Source organism: Streptococcus australis (genome assembly GCF_047463015.1).
Lineage (GTDB): Bacteria > Bacillota > Bacilli > Lactobacillales > Streptococcaceae > Streptococcus > Streptococcus australis_F.
Genome location: NZ_JASHER010000001.1, coordinates 190,618 through 211,140 on the forward strand (window position 1 = coordinate 190,618; position 20,523 = coordinate 211,140).

15 protein-coding genes and 1 pseudogene are annotated in these 20,523 nt (G+C 43.7%); 6 read left to right on the forward strand and 10 right to left on the reverse strand.

Annotation, left to right across the window (positions count from 1 at the left end):
* Positions 1-48 precede the first annotated feature (48 nt).
* The 5 genes and pseudogenes from QM873_RS00910 to QM873_RS00930 form a co-directional block, all read right to left on the reverse strand.
* The gene (locus QM873_RS00910; RefSeq protein ID WP_414278644.1) at positions 49-2,985 is read right to left on the reverse strand and encodes an AAA family ATPase; all 2,937 of its coding nucleotides are present in this window, start codon (positions 2,983-2,985) and stop codon (positions 49-51) included.
* A gap of 131 nt (positions 2,986-3,116) precedes the next feature.
* Positions 3,117-3,992, reverse strand: a complete 876-nt coding sequence (gene metF, locus QM873_RS00915; protein WP_123160586.1) for a methylenetetrahydrofolate reductase [NAD(P)H] — start codon at positions 3,990-3,992, stop codon at positions 3,117-3,119.
* Positions 3,993-4,064: 72 nt separating this feature from the next.
* The gene (gene metE, locus QM873_RS00920) at positions 4,065-6,314 is read right to left on the reverse strand and encodes a 5-methyltetrahydropteroyltriglutamate--homocysteine S-methyltransferase (protein ID WP_414278645.1); all 2,250 of its coding nucleotides are present in this window, start codon (positions 6,312-6,314) and stop codon (positions 4,065-4,067) included.
* A gap of 272 nt (positions 6,315-6,586) precedes the next feature.
* A pseudogene (locus QM873_RS00925) lies at positions 6,587-8,196 on the reverse strand (alpha-glucosidase).
* 113 nt (positions 8,197-8,309) lie between these two features.
* Entirely contained in the window at positions 8,310-9,350 is a 1,041-nt protein-coding gene (locus QM873_RS00930) for an acyltransferase family protein (protein ID WP_195347710.1), read from the reverse strand.
* A gap of 120 nt (positions 9,351-9,470) precedes the next feature.
* Between QM873_RS00930 and pabB the strand changes: the two genes are divergently transcribed.
* The 5 genes from pabB (at position 9,471) to QM873_RS00955 (ending at position 14,136) form a co-directional block, all read left to right on the forward strand.
* Complete coding sequence (pabB, locus tag QM873_RS00935; RefSeq protein ID WP_123160589.1) at positions 9,471-11,198, forward strand: aminodeoxychorismate synthase component I; 1,728 nt, start codon at positions 9,471-9,473, stop codon at positions 11,196-11,198.
* Positions 11,198-11,848 carry an alpha/beta fold hydrolase gene (locus tag QM873_RS00940; RefSeq protein ID WP_123160590.1) on the forward strand — a complete coding sequence of 217 codons (651 nt, stop codon included), beginning with the start codon at positions 11,198-11,200 and terminating at the stop codon, positions 11,846-11,848. Before pabB ends, QM873_RS00940 begins: the two co-directional genes overlap by 1 nt.
* Positions 11,849-12,220: 372 nt before the next feature.
* A complete protein-coding gene (locus QM873_RS00945) occupies positions 12,221-12,406 on the forward strand; it encodes a hypothetical protein (RefSeq protein ID WP_195347711.1) in 186 nt (61 codons plus the stop codon).
* Positions 12,407-12,418: 12 nt separating this feature from the next.
* Positions 12,419-13,327, forward strand: a complete 909-nt coding sequence (locus QM873_RS00950) for an ABC transporter ATP-binding protein (protein ID WP_270308317.1) — start codon at positions 12,419-12,421, stop codon at positions 13,325-13,327.
* Between the two features lie 56 nt (positions 13,328-13,383).
* Positions 13,384-14,136, forward strand: a complete 753-nt coding sequence (locus QM873_RS00955; RefSeq protein ID WP_117744659.1) for an ABC transporter permease — start codon at positions 13,384-13,386, stop codon at positions 14,134-14,136.
* A 30-nt stretch (positions 14,137-14,166) separates the two neighbouring features.
* On the opposite strand, the gene QM873_RS00960 is transcribed toward QM873_RS00955, so the two are convergent.
* Both QM873_RS00960 and QM873_RS00965 read right to left on the reverse strand, forming a co-directional pair.
* Positions 14,167-15,048, reverse strand: coding sequence for a sensor histidine kinase (locus tag QM873_RS00960; protein ID WP_414278646.1), 882 nt, complete (start codon positions 15,046-15,048; stop codon positions 14,167-14,169).
* Positions 15,048-15,737, reverse strand: a complete 690-nt coding sequence (locus tag QM873_RS00965) for a response regulator transcription factor (RefSeq protein ID WP_023024311.1) — start codon at positions 15,735-15,737, stop codon at positions 15,048-15,050. Before QM873_RS00965 ends, QM873_RS00960 begins: the two co-directional genes overlap by 1 nt.
* A gap of 203 nt (positions 15,738-15,940) precedes the next feature.
* On the opposite strand from QM873_RS00965, the gene QM873_RS00970 reads away from it, so the two are divergent.
* Entirely contained in the window at positions 15,941-16,474 is a 534-nt protein-coding gene (locus tag QM873_RS00970; protein WP_120701646.1) for a hypothetical protein, read from the forward strand.
* Between the two features lie 125 nt (positions 16,475-16,599).
* Here QM873_RS00970 and QM873_RS00975 read toward each other — a convergent pair whose 3' ends face one another.
* The 3 genes from QM873_RS00975 to spxB all read right to left on the reverse strand — a co-directional run bounded on the left by QM873_RS00975 (position 16,600) and on the right by spxB (position 20,523).
* Entirely contained in the window at positions 16,600-18,039 is a 1,440-nt protein-coding gene (locus tag QM873_RS00975; protein WP_120701645.1) for a 6-phospho-beta-glucosidase, read from the reverse strand.
* A gap of 208 nt (positions 18,040-18,247) precedes the next feature.
* Positions 18,248-18,595 carry a VOC family protein gene (locus QM873_RS00980; protein ID WP_123160597.1) on the reverse strand — a complete coding sequence of 116 codons (348 nt, stop codon included), beginning with the start codon at positions 18,593-18,595 and terminating at the stop codon, positions 18,248-18,250.
* 152 nt (positions 18,596-18,747) lie between these two features.
* Positions 18,748-20,523 (reverse strand): pyruvate oxidase, encoded by a 1,776-nt coding sequence (gene spxB / locus QM873_RS00985; RefSeq protein WP_195550343.1) that lies wholly within the window; start codon positions 20,521-20,523, stop codon positions 18,748-18,750.

The window sequence follows — 20,523 nt, forward strand, 5'->3', positions numbered from 1 at the left end:
TTGATAAGCCTATTTTCATTCTTCCTTCATGACACTTGATGAGCTACACTAGAGATTTTTTAATCTCTTGAGGAAGGGACGGTCTCTATACGGAGTCAGATGTTGCTCTGCCAGTTTCTTGTAGTAGTCCTTATCTTCTTTCAAGAAAGCGCTCAAAGCAGGAAGCAATTGCTCTCCTTGCTCCTTCTGGGCCGCCAAGAAGGCTAAGAGATAACAAACCATCCCCTTGTCTCGCGCATTCGTCGTTTGCTTCATGGTTCCTTCTTTACGAGCCAGATAAGTTGCCACCTTCTCTTGCTCTCCAAAATGACAGGCGATTAAGGATTGATAAAATTCGAGCAATTCTTCCTTCCAAGGGAAGCGAACCCCGGACAAAACCTTTTGAGCCCTGTCAAAATAGAAGCGGGCTTGGACCAAATCTCTCTTCCAATAGTAGGCAATCCCAAGATCAATTTCAAACACCACTCGGACTGAATCAACAGATTGATCTCCCACCAAGCGTAGGACCTCTTCCAAATGGGTGACAGCTACTTGAAAATGCCCTCTCACTTGCTCTATTTCAGCCAGGTAGGCTAAAGATGCTGCAATTTGAATGGCATACTTGGCCTGCATGCTATTGGTCAGACTAAAGCAATCAATGGAGCGATAGAGGTGTCGGGTCGCCTGCTCCTCATCCCCTACCATCAAATGGTACAACCCCTTCAAGCGTAACTGAATCGCAATCGCTTCATGGTTGTTGGCCTGAATCGCATCTTCTAAAGCCAAATCTGTGTAATAGGCCATTTCAGAAATATTTTCTGTTTGAATGCAATAATAAATGATTTGCCGGTACCCTTCTAAAAGAAAGTCGAGCCGTTTGAGTTCCCGCGCATAGGAGATGACCTTTTGAATATCATGAATCCCCTTTTGGTACTCACCACTTCGAATGAAGTAGCGCCCCTCTAGATACAAGTAGCGCAGTTGCAAATACTTGTAGTCTCTATCTTTTTGGTGTCGTGAAAAAAGCTGATCCAGTTCTCGACGAAGACGAGAGAGTTCCCCAAAAATGTCCAAATGGCTATTTTTCCCATCGGATACTCCCCCTTCTTCTCCCTTGGAGTATATTGGGAATAGTTCATGTTCTAGCTGGAGGATTTCTTCCAAGTAGGTCAGCTCAAAAGACAAGGAATGCAAGAGATTTTGGGACTGCTTATATTGGTAAGCTATTTCCTTATAGAAAAGCAGGTCTGTCGAATCTTCTAAGGTTTCTTCCAGTTTTTGCGCGATTTGTTGGTGGAAGAGACGCCGTCTAGCTGGTGACAGGAGTTGGTAGAAGTACATAGCTACCAATTGCTTGCAAAATTGGATTAAGAGATCCTCCCCTTCCTCCACTATTGAGATGATTCCTCTTTGAGCTAAAGGATCTAATAATGCAGTTAAAACAGAAAGATCTGTAGCTGTCAAATCGGCCAAGATAGACATGGATATCGGCTTATGAAAACAAGACAAATAATGAAGAAGGGACTCCTCTTCACTGCTCAAGTCACCCAGCTCTTGAGACAGATAGGCTTGAATAATATCAGGTAAGGGCTCTAAACTTTCCTTCTCTTTCCACTCTTCTATATAGCTGGACAACAAGAAGGGACTACCTTCACTCCACTCCATCATTTGCTCGATCAGGGCTGGTTCTATCTGCCCCAGTTGCCCTTGTAAGAGTGATCGACTTTCACTCGGATCAAAATTGGTCAACTCTAGCTGGGACAACCGTCTCTCGACTTTTAAACTCCCAAAGAAGGTGACCAAGAATTCCGGCAAAGGCCCCTCAGCTGTAACAATCAGTTGCCATCTTTCCCCGCTACTTTTCTCCTCCAATTGCTTTACTTTATTGAATGAGGCCGCATCCATCCACTGAGCATTTTCAAGCAGAATCAGGAGAGGTTTTTCTTGGCTGAGTCTTTGAAGGTGCTTCCGGACAGCAGGGAGATCGTCCGCTTTTCCTAGAGGAGAGACTTCTAGCTCTTCACTCACTTTCTCTAGGGAAGCTTTGAGGTCACCCCAGATTCCTCCTTCTTCTTTGCGACTGCCGACTTTGCCTTCCACCTTAACAAAGCTAAAACTGCGATTGGACATCAAGACCAATTGACGCATCAAACGTTTCTTGCCTGTTCCCGATTGCCCCATGACTAAGAGAGGGCCAATCGCTTCCCCCTTCTCTACTAAGGAGAGGTATTCTTCTAGTTGGGACAGTTCTTGTTTGCGACCAAAGAAAGGGAGTTCTCGGACATTCACACGATTGCTCTGTTTATGGGTGCGTTTAGCTTCCAAAACAGAATGATACAGTTCTTCTATCACTCGACTGGGACGAACATTCAGCTCACGATCCAATAAATCAACCAGCTTGTAATAGGTCTCAAAAAATTTCCCCAGCTGGTGATGGACTCTATAATACTCCATCAAGAGTTGGTAGTTCTTTTCTTCAAATTCATCCAGCTCTACTAAATGGTGGAGTAAGGACTCTATACCAGGATCCCCCAGCCCCTCTTTGTCAATCTTTTGATAACAGCTTTCAATATAGAGTTGCTTATAAGCGCTCCGTTTACGGGAAGCCCACTGGTCAAAGTCCTCATCATCCTTGACGTAGAAGCCTTCTAGAAAATCTCCCTGATAAAGATGTAAATTGCTTATTGGATCCCTTTCAAAAAGCTGGACGTCCAAAGAAAGATTCAACTCAGGATTAAGGGCCAGGCTACTCCTACTTGGAGAAACAATGACATCTCCTTCAAAGATTTTATTGGCTTGGTAAACAGTATTCCGTAGATTTTTCCGAGCGACTTGGTTTTCCTTATCCCCCCAGAGAATACCCGCAATTTCATCACGGTTAACCTCACCCGATACAGCTAAGTAATAAAATAAAGCCTCCATCTTCGAGAAGGAAAAACGGATGTCTTTCTGTTGGAAAACAACCTTAGGGGGTCCAAATAACTTCAACGTGAGTTCTCTCTTCATTGCAAGCGCCTCCAAAATCTTCATATTAATACTATAAAAAAAAAGTTGTCTTTTAGCAAGCAATTGGCCCAAGAAAAAAAAGACTGAGAAAAATTTTTCTCAATCTCTACAATTCCTTCTTAGACTGTTGATTAGATCACTTCTAAGTTTGGTTGATGATCAAATAAAGCTTTTGTTGCATGATGGACATGATAGGCTACATCTTCATTGTTCATGGTATAGAGATGGACACCTGCAACATCTTGTGTGACCAAATCTACGATTTGATCTACCGCATAAGCTAAACCAGCTGCACGAAGGGATTCTGGATCATGCTCATACTTATCAAGGATGGCTTTGAACTTCCGTGGGATATGAACATTTTCACAAGTCTTCAACAAGCGAAGGGCCTGGTTTCTGTTAAGAATTGGCATCACCCCTGCATGAATGGGAACATCAATTCCCGCTAAGATACACTTATCTTGAAAATCGTAGAAACGCTCATTGTCAAAGAAAAGCTGAGTCACTAGACTTGAACATCCAGCATCCACTTTCTTTTTAAGGTTTTGAATGTCTGAAATCTGACTAGGTGAATCCGGATGCCCCTCAGGGTAACAAGCACCGATTACATCAAAATGAGGAGCTTCCGTTTTAATAAATTCAATCAAATCTGTTGCATAACGAAAGTCTTTCAGAGGCTCCACACCTGGAATAATATCTCCACGAAGGGCCAAGATCCGATGAACTCCCACTTGGTCTAAGTCATGAAGGGTATCTGCCACTTTTTCCTTACTCAGATAGATGGCAGGCAAGTGGGCAATGGTCGGAATAGACAATTCATTTTGAATATGATTGGCTAAGGCAACCGTCGTCTCTTTGATATTGTATTTGTTATTGCTAGCGGTCACACTGATAAAGTGAGGGGCTAATTCCTGCATATTTTCCAAGGCACGTAAGAGCTTGGCATTGCCTACTTCAGGATTTGGAGGGAAAACCTCAAAGGAGAGCGACGGTGTTTGCTTAGTCATCAAATGTATTCCTTTCTTGATTGAGCAATTCTTTCTTTTGCTAACCAGCAAGCTTAGGAATTTCTACTTGCCTTATAGCGCTTTACGAGCAGCTTTTGCCGCTTCTACAAGACGGATCAAGCTTTCTCTCGTTTCTTTGATACCACGTGTTTTCAAACCACAGTCAGGGTTGATCCATACTTTCTTGCTTGGTACTTTCGCAAGGATGGCTTCGATGGTGTGGTCGATTTCGCCTTCATTTGGCACACGAGGTGAGTGGATATCGTAAACCCCAGGCCCCACTTCTGTTTGGAAGTTTTGAGCTTTGAGTTCGTCCAAGATTTCAAGGTTTGAACGGCTCGCTTCAAATGAGATCACGTCCGCATCCATGTTATCGATAGCTGGGATGATATCTGTAAATTCTGAGTAACACATGTGAGTGTGGATTTGTGTGTCTGGTGCTACTGTTGAGTGTACCAAGCGGAAGGCTGGAATAGCCCAGTCAAGGTAGTCTTCGTACCAGTCGCTACGACGGAGTGGCAATTTTTCACGAAGAGCAGCCTCGTCGATTTGGATAATCTTCACACCTGCAGCTTCAAGGTCAAGAACTTCTTCCTTGATAGCAAGAGCGATTTGAAGAGTCGAATCTTTGATAGAGATGTCTTCACGTGGGAATGACCAGTTAAGGATAGTAACAGGTCCAGTCAACATCCCTTTGACAGGTTTGTCCGTACGGCTTTGTGCATAGCTAGACCATTTAACAGTAATAGGGTTGAGACGAGTGACATCACCCCAGATGATTGGTGGTTTCACCCCACGCATACCGTATGATTGTACCCAACCATTCTTAGAGAAGAGGTAACCTGACAAGTTTTGACCGAAGTACTCAACCATGTCGTTCCGCTCGAATTCACCGTGTACAAGCACATCAAATCCAACTTCTTCTTGCCATTTGATCCATTCGTCGATGGTTTCAGCAAGGAAGGCATCGTATTCTTCTTGCGTCAATTCACCCTTACGGAAGGCCAAACGTTTAGCACGCACTTCCTTGGTTTGAGGGAATGAACCGATAGTTGTTGTTGGAAGAGCTGGAAGTTTAAAGGCTTCTTCTTGGATGGCTTCACGTTCAGCAAAGGCTGGCAAACGAGTATAGTCTGCGTCTGTCAATCCAGCGATACGCGCACGAAGTTCCGCATTTGCTCCGACACGTTCTGTTGCAAAGAGTTCTTTGTTGGCTGCAAGAGCTTCTTCACCTTGACCATTGCGGATAGCATCCAAGTCACGGAGTTCTTCCAATTTTTCAACTGCAAAAGCAAAATGATTCAAGATAGCTGGTTCAAAGTCTTCGTTAGCAGTCGTAAATGGTACATGAAGCAGTGAGCAAGAAGTTGTCAAGACAACATTTTCAGCTGGAACTTGTTTCAAAATTTCCAAGCTTGCTTCGTAGTTATTACGCCAGATGTTTTTACCATTGACAATACCTGCATAAAGAGTCTTATCTGCTGGGAAGCCACCTTTAACGAGTTCAAGAGTTTTCTTCCCTTCAACGAAGTCAAGACCAATCGCATCTACTGGCAAGTTCACAAGGTCAGCGTAGATGTCACGCACGTCACCAAAATAAGTTTGGATCAAGACTTCAAGACCTTTTTTGTCAGCCAAGAGTTTGTTGTAGAGGTTTAAGAAGAGTGCTTTTTCTTCAGCTGTCAAGTCTTTGACAAGAGCTGCTTCATCTAGTTGGATACGAGTTGCACCAAGTTCAGCCAATTTCGCAAAAACATCTTGGTAAGCAGCCACTAAGCTATCCACGAAATCTTCTGCTTTCACACCTTCTTCAAAGTCTGACAATTGAAGGAAAGTGAATGGACCGACAAGGACAGGACGAGTGTTAAGACCCAATTCTTTAGCTTCTTGGAACTCATCAAAGATCTTGTGACCAGCCAATTTTACTTGAGTGTCTTTTTCAAATTTAGGAACGATGTAGTGGTAGTTGGTGTTGAACCATTTCTTCATTGGAAGAGCACGCACATCCCCTTTTTCTCCTTGGTAACCACGCGCCAAAGCAAAGTAGCGTTCAAGGTCAGACAAGTCCAAGTTTTGAACCGATGCAGGAACCACATTGAAGAGGAAAGCAGCATCGAGGAAGTTGTCATAATGAGAAAAGTCATTTGATGGGATTTCAGTGATCCCTTTTTCTTTGACAATGTTCCAGTGTTTGGCACGCAATTCTTTTGCAGCATCCAACAAATCTTCAGCTGTAATTTCGTTTCTAAAATATTTCTCAGTTGTAAATTTTAGTTCGCGGAATTCACCCAAACGAGGGAATCCGATAATTGTAGTTGACATGTTTTGTCCTCCAAAAATTCAAGTTGAGTCTATCTTATCAGAAGAAGCGCCTTCTGTATAATTGCTTTTCAATGGTTTATGGTATAGCCAGAAGCTATAACCTTATAGATCAAGGGTTTTCGCCTCTTGCCATTATGGGAAACTAATAGTCCTTATAAAAAATAACTATAAGGTTTCTACCAGACAGACTGAGCCCCCTCCCATTGGACAGTCCTCGTCCCCTCTAAAACAAAAAAGAAGCTATCCGCTTCTTTTTTTGTAGAAACTTATGCTTAAGTTAGTTGCACACAAAAAGCATCCCAAGGTTCCAATACTTTTGTCTGTTTGACCTGCTCTACATTGGTATTGCTAATGAGGACCTCCTGATAGTCTTGCTTCAGTTCAAAGCTCTGAACTTGACTAGACAAATTGACCACAATCAAATAGCGTTGATTCCCATTTACTCGTTGTTAGGCAAAGACCTGGTCGACTGTATCCACTAGCTCAAAGTCTGCCGAGATCAACCAGTCTTGCTCCTTACGGAGGGCAACTAATTGTTGGTAGGTATAAAAAATGGATGAGGGATCAGCCAAAGCCGCTTCTACATTGATTTCCTGATAGTTTGGATTGACAGCTAGCCATGGGCGACCGGTTGTAAAACCAGCCTGTGGCAGCTTGGACCACTGCATAGGGGTTCGAGCATTGTCCCGGCCAATATGCCGGATCTGGTCCATAATGGTGTCGAGGTCTACTCCCTTTTCTAGGCTTTCCTTAGCGTAGTTAATAGATTCAATATCTTCGATTTCGTCTAGGCTCTTAAAAGGATAGTTGGTCATGCCAATCTCTTCCCCCTGGTAGATATAAGGTGTCCCTCTCATCAAATGAAGAAGAATGGCTAGGGCCTTAGCGGACTTCACCCGGTATACTTGGTCATCTCCCCAGGCAGAGACAATCCGAGGAAGGTCATGATTGTTCCAAAAGAGGGAGTTCCAGCCTTCATCCATGCCCAGTTCCGTCTGCCACTTGTAAAAGATTTCTTTCAATTTAGGAACATTGAGCTTCTTCGCATAGTGCCATTTGGGCTGACCCTCTTGGAAGAGAAGCCCAATGTGTTCAAATTGAAAGACCATCGATAATTCTTCATTGTCAGGACCAGAGTATTGCTTAGCAATCTCAGGTGTCGCTCCCCAGGTCTCCCCGACCGTCAACAAATCCTTATCTCCGAAGGTTGTTCGATTCATTTCTTTCAGATAGGGGTGGAGCATAGGACAATTGGCTACGATCTTCTGATCCGGAATTTTCCCAATCATGTCGATGACATCCATCCGAAAACCACCGATCCCCTTGTCAATCCAAAAATTCATCATGTCGTAAATCTTCTGCCGAAGGCTCTCATTTTCCCAATTCAGGTCCGGTTGCTTCTTACTAAAGAAGTGCAAATAATATACTGCTGGGAAGCTGGATCAAATTCCCAAGCTGAACCACTGAAGTTCGAGAGAAGATCATTGGGTTGGTCCCTCCAAATATAGTAGTCCCGCTCTGGATTGTTTGGATTTTCTTTCGCTTCGATAAACCAAGCATGCTCATCCGAGGTATGGTTGACAACCAAATCCATAATAATCTTAATATCGCGCTTTTGCCCTTCCGCAATCAGCTTCTCCATATCCTCCATGGTCCCAAAGATAGAAGCAATATCCTCATAATCAGATATGTCATAGCCATTATCATCCATAGGACTTTAGTAAACAGGAGACAGCCAAATGGCTGTAATGCCTAGTTTCTCCAAATAATCCAGCTTACTGATGATCCCCTTGAGGTCACCAATTCCATCCCCATTGCTATCTAAAAAACTCTTGGGATAGATTTGATAAATCACAGCATCATGCCACCTTTTTTTCTTCATGTACTTCTCCTTTTTGATTTTACTTGTAATCCCTTTCAACATAACCAAACTTGAAAGAAATTGCAACTCTTAGTAGCTCTATCAGTCTCCTTTAAAATAAAAAAGAAGTCACTTTAGAAAACTTCCTTTTTTAACCTTCTCATCCTCTTTTCATTTTGCCAATTGTGATAAGAGAGCATGGCCAACCCAAAGAGATGGCTTCCAAACAAGGCCACCACAAAAATCAGCTTGCCTCTGTCTGGATAGGAAAGTGGGAGATTGCTAAAACCATAGCGAGCCCACTCGATGAAGATTGGATGCGAAAAGTAAAGCGCCATACTCATCTGTTTTAAATACTGTAAGTCATAAGATTTTAAAAAGGACGATTTTAGGCAAGCATTGACCAAATAGACCGTCACAAAAGGAAGAAGAAAGAAAAAGTTCTTATCCATTCCTTCATGTTGAAAAATAACTACGCCTTCTAAACAGAGGAAACCAAAAGTCAGAGCAAGCTTTTGCCAACGGTGAACCCTAAAATTTTGTGAATGAAAATGATCAAACAGATAGTAACCCATATAGATAAAAATAGGCGTGTAAAAGAATCCATTTCGAGCAGTGAAAAATAAGTTGCTGTAGAGCTGGTAGCCCTTGAGAAGACTCGTGGTGTCTAGATAAGCCGAATAGGTCTCAACCAAGCCCCAGCAATAGAGGAGCAAGCTGATCACCCCCGCCCAAACCATGCCCAAGCGTTTGACCAGTTGATTGACCAAAAACAAACCTAGCAAAAAAGCTGGGATATACCAGAGTTGGTAACACATCCCCAAATAGACTAGAGCGATGAGGACGCCAGCTGGAAAGAGAGATACTGGGAGGTTGAGACTAGAAAAAAAGACCCAGGCATAGGGAAGATAGACACAACTCCAAAATAAATAGGTTTTTACGATTTTGACCAGATAGGCCTTCATTTTCCTTGCATCTCTTAGTGATGGCTTGAGGAAAAAGCTGGCACAGACGATAAAAAATGGCACCGCTAGCCGTCCAAGGATACTCTTGAGACCAAAATGCACCGACTCATAGGAAGTTAAGCGACCACTATGCACCAAAATCACTGCAATCGCAAAGAGGTATTGAAAAAGACTAATACTGGAAGTGTTATAGAGGGAATTCTTTTTCATGGTCCTACTCCTTCGCCAAATGCAGATTCTATGGTTATTTTAGCATGAAAGAGAGGACCAAGCAAGGAATCCTTGCCTCCTTATCTACCTTTTTTCCTCTATTTTTGATATACTCAAAGCATGCACAAACAAACGATTATTGATTTTAAAGAGCTTGGATTGCGACAGCTTTTCACCAAGCCCATAAGGGAATTAAAAACCAGAGACCTCGACCAAGTAGAGACTCTTCTGAGAGAGGCGGAAGCCTATCAGGAGGCTGGTTATTATGCCGTAGGCTATGTCAGTTATGAAGCCGCTCCTGCTTTTGAGAAAAAATTAGCCGTCCACCCAGCACCACTCATGGGAGAGTATCTCCTCTATTTCACCATTCATGAGGAGGTCGAGACCCTTCCTTTCCCAGAGGACTATGAGGCTGTGGACCTACCTGCCAATTGGAAGGAAGAGGTCGAGGCGCCTACCTATCAAGAAGCCATTGAGACCATCCAGCACCACATCCGTCAAGGAGACACCTACCAGGTCAACTATACCGTCCAGCTTTCTCAAGAGCTAGAGGCTGATCCTTTGGCCATCTATAATCGCTTAGTGGTAGAGCAAAAGGCCCATTACAATGCCTTTATCCAGCACGATGATGTGTCCATCCTCTCTATCAGCCCTGAACTCTTTTTTGAACAAGAAGATCGGCTATTGACCACGCGCCCCATGAAGGGGACGACTCGTCGTGGCCTCACCAACCAAGCCGATCTTGAAGAGGCAGCTTGGTTAGAAGCGGACCCCAAAAATCGAGCGGAAAATATGATGATTGTAGATCTCCTCCGCAATGATATGAACCGGATTTCGGAAATTGGAAGTGAGCAGGTGACCCGTCTCTGCCAAGTTGAGCAATACTCTACCGTTTGGCAGATGACGTCGACCATTAAAAGTCGCTTGCGCCCAGAGATCGACCTGGTTCAAACCTTCCAGGCCCTCTTTCCTTGTGGTTCGATTACAGGGGCACCGAAAATCTCTACTATGGAAATTATTCAAAAGACAGAGGTTGCTCCTCGCGGAGTCTACTGTGGAACGATTGGGATCCTTCTTCCAAAAGGGAAACGGATCTTCAATGTGGCTATCCGAACCCTTCAAATGCAAGGCACCAAAGCCATCTATGGCGTAGGAGGGGGCATCACTTGGGACAGCAAATGGAAATCCGAATACCAGGAAACTAAGCAAAAGTCTGCTGTTCTCTACCGTCAAGAGCCTCGATTTGATCTCTTGACAACTGGTCGTATCCACCAAGGAGAGTTGACCTTCCTGAAGCAACACTTGACCCGTTTGCGAGAGGCCAGCCGCTACTTTGCCTATCCTTATAATGAGCAAAAGCTCTTGAACAAACTTCAAGAAGAGCTCACTCATGTTGATTCTAGCCTTGACTATCGTTGTCGGATAGCCTTGCAGAAAAACGGAAACTTCCAACTGACGATTACGGAGCTAACAGACTTGCCAGCTAGCTATCTACAGGCTCAATTACGAGAACAAACTGCACCATTAAACCGACCTTTTACCTATTTTAAAACGAGCCAGAGAGACCATCTCATCCAGTCAGATCGGGAGCAGATCTACTATTTAGAAGACGGAACCTTACTAGAGACGACCATCGGCAACCTCATTCTAGAGATCGACGGCCAACTCTACACTCCTCCAGCTCATCTCCCTCTCCTCGAAGGGATCTACCGCCGCCATCTATTGGAAACTGGACAAGTAGAGGAAAAACGATTGACACTGAAGGATTTAGAAGTTGCTGACAGAGTCTATGCCTGCAATGCCCTTCGTGGACTTTATCCACTCGATTTTACAAGAAAGAACCCATAATGAAACTTGTTTTTTTACATGGCCTAGGCCAGGATGCTCATTCTTGGCAAAGTGTTCAAGATGCACTTTCCCCCTTGCCTTCTGACTCTTTCGCTATTTTCTCTTATCCAAGCGAAAGCTACCAGGAGGCCAAAGAAAGACTGACGGAGTGTCTCCAACAAGAAAGCGAGCCCTTTATTCTGGTTGGACTCTCACTGGGTGGCGTTCTCGCTCTTGAACTCTCCAGCCAAGACTTACCACACCTCAAGGGCTTGGTGCTCTCAGGGACACAATACAAACTCAAGACCAATCTCCTCTATCGGCTCCAGATCCTCCTCTTTCGTCTGCTTCCCAAACAGGTCTTTGAAAAGCAGGGGGCCAACAAACAGCACATGTTGCAAATCTTGACCGAGTTAAAAAGTCTTAATCTAACCAATACTGCTAAAACTTGTCAGCTCCCTAGCTTAGTGATTTGTGGCAGCAAAGATTGGGCCAATCAAGCTTCTTCGAAAAAGTTGGCAAATCTCCTGCCCAAAGGGCACTATCAAGAAATCGCAGATGGAGGCCATCTACTCAATACTCAGAAACCCAATGAACTGGCACAAGTCATCAAGGAGTTTGTTGGTGAATTTAAAAATGAAGAGGCTAGCTTAAAAAACAGTTCCTCTTAATGTAGATAAAGTATTTTTTCATGTTACATAACTTAAAAAATCAAGATATTTAAAGAAATGTTTATTTTCTAAAGTTACTCATGAATACCTTGAGGCTTTCCACCGTGAGAAAAGTCCTTGAAATAGTGATATTTCAAGGACTCGGGAGTTTTGAAACTTTAGGTTCAAAACTAAGTCATGGAACTTCTTCGAAGTTCGCTGACGTCCGTACTCACTTAAGAAAAGCCTCTAGAAAACTTAAACTACAAGTAACGACTAACTTTTAAAAGGTTAGTCGTTTTTTTAGAAATATTTTAGAATTACTTGATAGTTATTTGAAAAGCAAGCTGTATACTAAGAGTGTAAAGAAAATAACCAAGAAGGAGTTCTCTTATGAAAAAGAAACTAATGGTTGTCGCTATCGCCTCTATCATTGCTCTTAGCGTCTGGAGCCTCGTACATAACGATTTTAACTTTGAGGTCACATTCAACGATAGTCAAACAAATTTTATAGAGCATAGCTACGAGCATGAAGCCTACGGAATCGTTTTCGATTTGCTAGAAAATAAGCTGTACTAAGGAGAAGAAACCATGGAAAAAGTATTAGAAATTTCCCATTTGAGTAAAAAATTTGGTCAACAATACGCCTTAAACGATGTGAATCTGAGCATTCGCAAAGGTGATGTCTACGGCCTGATCGGTAAGAACGGAGCTGGGAAAACCACCCTCATCAAGGTCATCACCCAGCTGATTCAGGAAACCGACGGAAGCGTCTCCCTCTTTGCTTCTACAAATCGCTCCCAGTGGACCCAAGCCCTGAAACGTGTCGGATCCGTCATTGAGAGTCCCGTGGCACACAAACATATGACTGCCTATCAAAACTTAGTCTACTATTGCAAGGCTCGCCATATCCCAAACCCCGACCAGGTCATCAAAGAAACCCTGAACTATGTCGGCCTGAACAATACTGGTAAGAAGAAATTCCGTGATTTTTCACTGGGAATGAAACAACGGTTGGGAATTGCCATTGCCCTTATTGCCAAACCCGACTTCCTCATTCTGGACGAACCCATCAATGGTCTTGATCCGGTCGGAATCAAGGAATTTCGTCAGATGATCAAGCGCCTCAATGATGAACTCGGCATGACCATCCTCATTTCCAGTCATATCCTCTCTGAACTCTATCTGGTTGCTAATCGCTTTGGCATTGTCGACCAAGGACGCCTGATCAAAGAAATTAGCAAGGCCGAATTCGAGGAGCAAGGCGAAGACTATATCATCCTCAAGACCAATCAACTAGCCCTCGCGAGTCAACTGATCCAGGATCAACTCCATCATCGCATCAAGGTCATCGATAAGGATGGAGAAATCCATATCTTTGGCCAGACTCACGATATTAAAGTCATCGTCAAAGCCCTCGTTCAAGCGGATATTGACGTGGACGAAATCTACTATGCCCGCCAAGATCTAGAAAAATTCTTTACAGACTTGGTAGACTAGTACAAATACCATCTTCCTGTATAACCTATCCACACATTTCATTTAGGAGATTTATCATGTTGCATACCATTCAAGCAGATTTTTATAGACTTTTTCGCTCCAAAGGCTTTTGGATTACAGAAGCCATTCTCGTTCTCAACATCCTGTCTGGAGTCATCTTTGGAGCTACCGGACACGTCGGTGTCAATACGGAATCCAAATTACCCCAAGCGACCGAAGTTTGGACTGGCTTTAAAGCCTTGACCAACTATTCCTCCAGCATCAGTGTGACCATCCTCTTTACCATTATTGTCATCACCCTGGTCCTGGGAACAGACTTAACACAAAACTTATACAAGAATAGTTTGGCCTATGGCGTCTCTCGCACCAGCTACTACTTTGCTAAAAGTGCTGTTGTCTTGACCATTGCTCTTTTCCAATTCCTCGTTTCTTATGGTCTTGTCTTCTCAATCGCGACCCTCTACAATGGACTTGGCACCATGCCAGATCACTTCTTGGCTCATTTTGGACTGACCCTACTGATTCAGTTCCTCTCCACCTTGGCTTGGGTCAGCATCATTTCCTTCCTCCTTTACGCTAGCCAATCCATCACTTTGGCCTTCGTTGGCTACTTCGTTGGAAATATCTTCTTAAGCCTTCCTGCGCTCTTCTTTAAAGACATCGACATTTTGCACTATCTAAACTTGGAATTCCAATATTCCATGGTCCAAAGTACGACAGCAACAAACAATACCCTCTCTATCGCCCTTGGATTCATCCTTGTTTTCGGATTCCTGGGACTAGCTACCTTTAAACACAAAGATTTATAAAAACAAAAAGGCTTGACGATTGGTCAAGCCTTACTGTTTTAATGTAATGGTTAAGATAAACCATTCTGCCTCCGTTGCCAGTTGAAAATCTCCCCCTAAGATTTCTACAAAATTTTGAATGATGTAGAGACCCAGGCCAGAAGACTCCTCTGTGTCCGATAGATTTTCGGAGTAGAAGCGACTAGCTAATTGGTCTAAGTGCTGAATCGGTTGTTGAACGATATTGCGCAGCTCGACCCGAATCGTGTCCGCGTCCGAAGTCAGGGTCAAACGGGCCTGCTCCTTTCCATGCTTGAGGACATTGCTGAGCATATTTTGCAAGAGGCGCTCCCAAAGCTCAGGATCGGTAGCATAATGGAGATGCTCTTCTAGCTCTACCTCTAGTGCAATCCCCGCCTCAGACAAACTATCATAATACTGGAACAACTGCTGGGTTAGGACTTGGCTGAGATTAACGTCTGAAAGCCGAGGCTGAATGGCACCCTCCATCAAGCGTCTGTATTCCAAGAGTGATTCCAAGCGTTTTGAGACGACTTGAAGATTGGAAGCAATTTTTTTCAGTTTTTCCTCTTCTTGCGTCCCACCCTTGATGATTTGTTGGGTATAACCAGACGCAATGGTCAAAGGCGTCCGAATATCGTGAGCAATATTACTGATGGCCATATCCAAGGTTTTCTTCTCTTGAAAGGCAATCCGATTGGTCCGCTCGATCTGGTCAAAGAGCTCACTGACCTGTTTGGTCAAGGCGACCAATTCTTTATTTGAAACACGTGACGTCAACCGTACCCCACTCCCATTTTGGAGCTTCTTTTGAATCTGCTCCTGCAAATCTCTTAAGGCAGAAAGCAGGCGAACGTAGCCCAGTCCCAAGAGAAGGACAAGGAAGACTAGAACTAGAACGACTCCCCACATTACTTGTCTCCTTTCAAGCGAACACCCAAGCCCCAGACGGTTTCAATGTAATCCTCATTAGGATCGAGTTGGGCAATTTTCTTTCGGAGATTGCTCAATTGGGCATTGAGCGTATTGTCTCCAGGCAGATAGACTTCTTCCCAGACTGCCTCATACAATTCTTCTTTGGTGAAAATCTTCTTTGGATGCGCCAATAAAGTTTCAAAAATTTGAAATTCCTTTTTACCTAAGCGAAGCGTTTTTTCTCCAGACTCCAGTTCAAAGGTTTCTGGGTTCAGAACCAGATTTTTAAAAGTCAGCTTTTTCGATGATGGAGCTTCCTGTGCCGGAGTGAGGTTATTTCTCAGTTGCACCGTCACCCGAGCCGCCACCTCATCCAGATTAAAGGGCTTGACGATATAATCATTGGCACCTGCAAGGAGATACTGGCTAATGAGGTGTTTATCACCAAGAGCTGTCATCATGATGACCGGTACCTGACTCTGCAAACGGATTTCCTCAAGGACCTGATCCCCATTTTTCCCAGGGAGCATGATATCGAGAAGGACCAAATCAATGCTTTCTTGCTGGAAGAGTCGCAGCCCTTCTGTACCTGAAAAAGCCTGAAGCACCTCATGGTCTTCGCTTAAGAGACTATACAAAATTTCTTGGATATCATTATTATCTTCAATTAATAAGATGCGTGCCACTTGCCTCACTCCTCTTTTCTATGCTTACGAAATCATTTCTATTCCCCTAGCCTATCAAATAAAGGGACCTTCGTCAATGAAAATCTGATAAAATCCTATAGTCCCCAGGTAGAGCTGCATGGTAGGTCATCACAAGATGAACTTGACTATCCTTTCTTTCAAAGGGTATAATAGGACCAATGACACAATAGGGAGAATCATCTATGAAAAAAAATGCCAAAACTCAAATCAGCCTTGTATCCATTCTCGTCATCCTGGGCGTTGGTGCAAGAATGATGCGAGTCATCCACCGCCAGCAAATCAGGGAGCAAAACAGACAAACCGTCCAAACGACTAAAAAGGTTGCAGAGTTTCAGAAAACACTAGACGAGGAAGAAACCAAGAAACGGAACGAAACCTTCAACAAGATTTTTAATGAATCCCTAGTTCAGAAAAATTTTGAAAATTGGCAAAAAGTCGATGAACTTCATGGTTTAGGGCAAAGAACTGGGCAATTTTATATCTATAACTTTGAAAAAAAAGAAGAGATTCTCTTAGAGAATACAGATCAAGCATTTGTTCTGCCGATTCGAGACAAGAGTGATAACGTCACATTTCAGGCTATCTTTGCCCACAAGGACGGTCAGTGGCACATCATGAAACCAGACGGAAGTTCTCAGTTGCAACTAGGAGAAGCCAGCATTTCCGCTGAATCTAAGTTTGTCATCGAAAACAATGTCTTAGACTACGACCAGTAAATCAATAAGGACTTGCCTTAACGACATACAAAAAGCTTAGGACCCCAGCTTTGGTTGGGATTCTAAGCTTTTTAGTTTGCTGTCAGAGAGTCATCCAGAAGATGGTTTAGCTCTAGAGGAGACTTTTACTCAACAGAAGCCCCATTGGTCGCAATGACCTCTTTGTACCAATAGAAGGATTTCTTACGCGAACGGGCTAAGGTTCCCTTGCCTTCGTTGTCCCGGTCAACATAGATAAAGCCGTAGCGCTTCTTCATTTCTCCTGTCCCAGCAGAGACCAGGTCAATACAACCCCAAGTCGTATAGCCCCAGAGGACGACGCCGTCTTCATGGATGGCATCTCGCATAGCCTTGATGTGGGCAGCCAGGTAGGCAATCCGATAATCATCCTCGATTTCCCCCGCTTCATTAGGTGTATCAACTGCCCCTAATCCATTTTCCACGATAAACATAGGCTTTTGATAACGATCCCAGATGGTATTGAGGGTAATGCGGAGACCCAGAGGGTCAATCTGCCAACCCCATTCTGAACTTTCTAGGTAGGGGTTCTTCAGAGAGGCAAAGATATTGCCCGCTGTTTTCTCCCTTTCAGCTGGATCGCCTGAAGCGACCCGACTGGCATAGTAGGAGAAGGAAATAAAGTCCACTGTATAGTCTTTTAATAATTGAAGGTCCTGCTCGGTCATCTCAACCGTGATTCCCTGACGTTCCCACTCTTTCTTAGCATAGTTAGGGTATTCCCCACGCGCCTGCACATTGATGAAGAAGTAGTTCTTGCGGTCTTCTTCTAGACCCGCCCAAACATCACGCGGAGCACAAGTATGCGGGTAATTTTGCCCTGCTGCCAGCATACAGCCGACCTTGTTGTTCGGATCAATCTCATGGGCAAGCTTAGTGGCAATGGCTGAAGCGACCAACTCATGGTGGGCTGCCTGGTATTTGACCTGCTCCTCATTCTCCCCTTCCTCGAAGCAGAGACCCGCTCCCATAAATGGCGCATGGAGGATCATATTGATTTCATTAAAGGTCAGCCAGTAGTTGACCAAGCCCTTGTAACGAGTAAAGAGGGTCCGACAGAGACGTTCATAAAAGCCCAACATCTTGCGGTTGCGCCAACCACCGTACTCGGTAATCAAATGCATGGGACAGTCAAAGTGGGTAATGGTCACCAAGGGCTCAATGCCATACTTGTGACATTCCTTAAAGAGGTCTTCATAGAACTGTAGTCCCGCTTCGTTTGGCTCCAGTTCATCCCCTTGTGGGAAGATCCGTGACCAAGCAATAGAAAGTCGATAAGTTTTAAAGCCCATTTCCCCAAAGAGGGCAATGTCTTCCTTGTAGCGATGGTACATATCAATACCATCTTTAGCCGGGTAAAAATAGCCCTCTTCAAAGTCGAACATCTTTTTCTGACCCGTAATAATCGCGTGACGATCAGGCCCAATCGGTACCACATCCACATTGGCCAAGCCGCGGCCATCTTCATTATAAGCTCCTTCACATTGGTTGGCAGCCGTCGCCCCACCCCAAAGGAAACCATCTGGAAATTGTAGTTTGTCAGTCATATTCCTACCTCGCTTTCATCCTTAAATCTATTATATCCCTGTCTAATCCGAAAGTCTTACAGCATCCTAGGAAAAACTGATACTATTCTAAGATTGTTTCTATTCAAGCGCAACACAAAAAGACCGGATGACTCCGATCTTTTAATAGTTCATATTCTCATATTCTGTTTTAAGAATAATTATGGTTAACTTCAAATGACGAAGCATCCTATTTCATACGATAAAAATCAATGACTAGACCAGCAGGGCCTTCAACTAACAGGGATTCTGTTCCCCAATCGGTTACAACTGGGCCGTTTAAAATTTCAATCCCTAATTCTTTCAAACGCTTTTGATTCTGTTCCAAATCTTCAACTTCAATGTGTAGAATGATTCCTGACTGAAAATTTTCCAGAGGTATCAAATGATTTTGTGAGAACATGAGACAGTGACTGCCAATCGTGAACTGAGCAAAAGCATCATCAACATAGTCTGCCTTCTTATCCAAGATATGCTCCAGTTCCGCACAGACTTGGGGTACATTTGAAACAATAATATCTAATTGATTTAAATTCATTTACTCTCCTCTAAAAAAGACCGGATTGCTCCGATCTTTTAAGCTTCTCTCAAAGAAAATCAAAGAATAAACAAGGCATCGAACCGCAGGCAGTACTGGAGTACGGCAAGGTGAAGATAACGCAGTTTACATTTGATTTTCGACGAGCAGGATTATTTGATTGCGCGTGATTGCAACCCTTCTTCTTCCAAGAAGAGGCGGAATGGTACGAGTTCTTCTGCTTCGTATTTTTCCTTGAAGGCTTTAATCGCTTCTTCTGAGTGAAGTTTTGGATCCAACTCAAGAACTTCTACTGGAAGTGGACGGTGTTGTGTGATGCGAGCATCGATGACAACTGTCTTACCTTCTTTGTTGAGTTTCACAGCTTCTGCAACAACTGCATCGATGTCTTCGATACGGTTTACTGTAAATCCTACAGCACCTTGTGCTTCAGCGATTTTAGCGTAGTCAGCATTTGTGAAGTCTACACCAAACAAGTGTTTGTTTGTATCTTCATATTTGTTTTTGATGAAGGCATACTCATCGTTTGTGAAGACAACGTTGATAACTGGAAGGTTGTATTGAACGTTGGTAATCACGTCTGGGTAAACCATGTTGAAGGCCCCGTCACCCATGATGTTCCATACTTGGCGATTTGGGTTGTCCTTCTTAGCAGCAATACCACCAGGGATAGCGATACCCATTGTCGCAAAGAGTGGAGATGTACGCCACATGTTCTTAGGTGTCATGTGAAGGTGACGAGTTGATGTTTGAGTAGAGTTACCTACGTCGATTGAGTAGATTGCATCTTCATCAGCGTATTTGTTGATAGCGTTATAAACTTGGTACAATTGAAGCGCACCCTCAGTTTTACCTTCGAGTTTGTTCATGTAATCGCGCCAGTTTTGGTTGTTCTTCACGTTAGCACGCCACCATGGAGTAGACTCAACTGGATTCACTTTGTCAAGGATTGCTTTCGCTGCTTGACCTGCATCTCCAAGGATGGAAGCGTCAAGGGCATGACGTTTACCAAGTTTGTAAGGGTCGATATCGACTTGAATGAATTTTTCAGTGTTCTTGAAGGCTTCGTAAACTTCAGCAAATGGGAAGTTTGAACCAAGGAAAAGAACTGTGTCTGCTTCAAAGACTACTTCGTTGGCTGGTTTCCAACCAACACGGTAAGCAGAACCTGTCAAACCTTCGTAGTTCCATTCGAAAGCTTCAAAGTTTTTACCAGTTGTGATGATTGGTGCTTTGATTTTACGTGACAATTCAGTAATCACTTCACCAGCTTTCACACCACCGTAACCAGCATAGATCACTGGGCGTTCAGCATTGTTTAAGATTTCAACAGCTTTATCGATTTCAACTTCGTTCAAAGCAGGAGCGATGAATGAACGCTCGTAAGAACCAGATCCGTAGTATGAGTTTTCGTCGATTTCTTGGAAACCAAAGTTTACTGGAATTTCAACAACGGCTGGACCTTTTTTAGAAACGGCAGCACGGCAAGCTTCGTCAATCACTTTTGGCAATTGCTCAGCGTAAGCTACACGTTTGTTGTAAACAGCGATACCGTTGTACATTGGGTTTTGGTTCAATTCTTGGAAGGCATCCATGTTCAATTCGTTGTTTGGACGTGATCCAAGAATGGCAAGGAATGGAGTGTTATCCATAGCTGCATCGTAAACACCATTGATCAAGTGAGTTGCACCTGGACCACCTGAACCAACTGCAACACCGATAGATCCGCCGAATTTAGCCTGCATAACCGCTGCAAGAGCACCGGTTTCTTCGTGGCGAACTTGCAAGAAACGGATATCTTTGTCTTCAGCCAAAGCGTCCATGAGTGAGCTAAGTGTTCCTGATGGGATACCGTAGATCGTGTCTACGCCCCATGTTTTCAATACGTTGAGCATTGCTGCAGATGCAGTAATTTTCCCTTGAGTCAT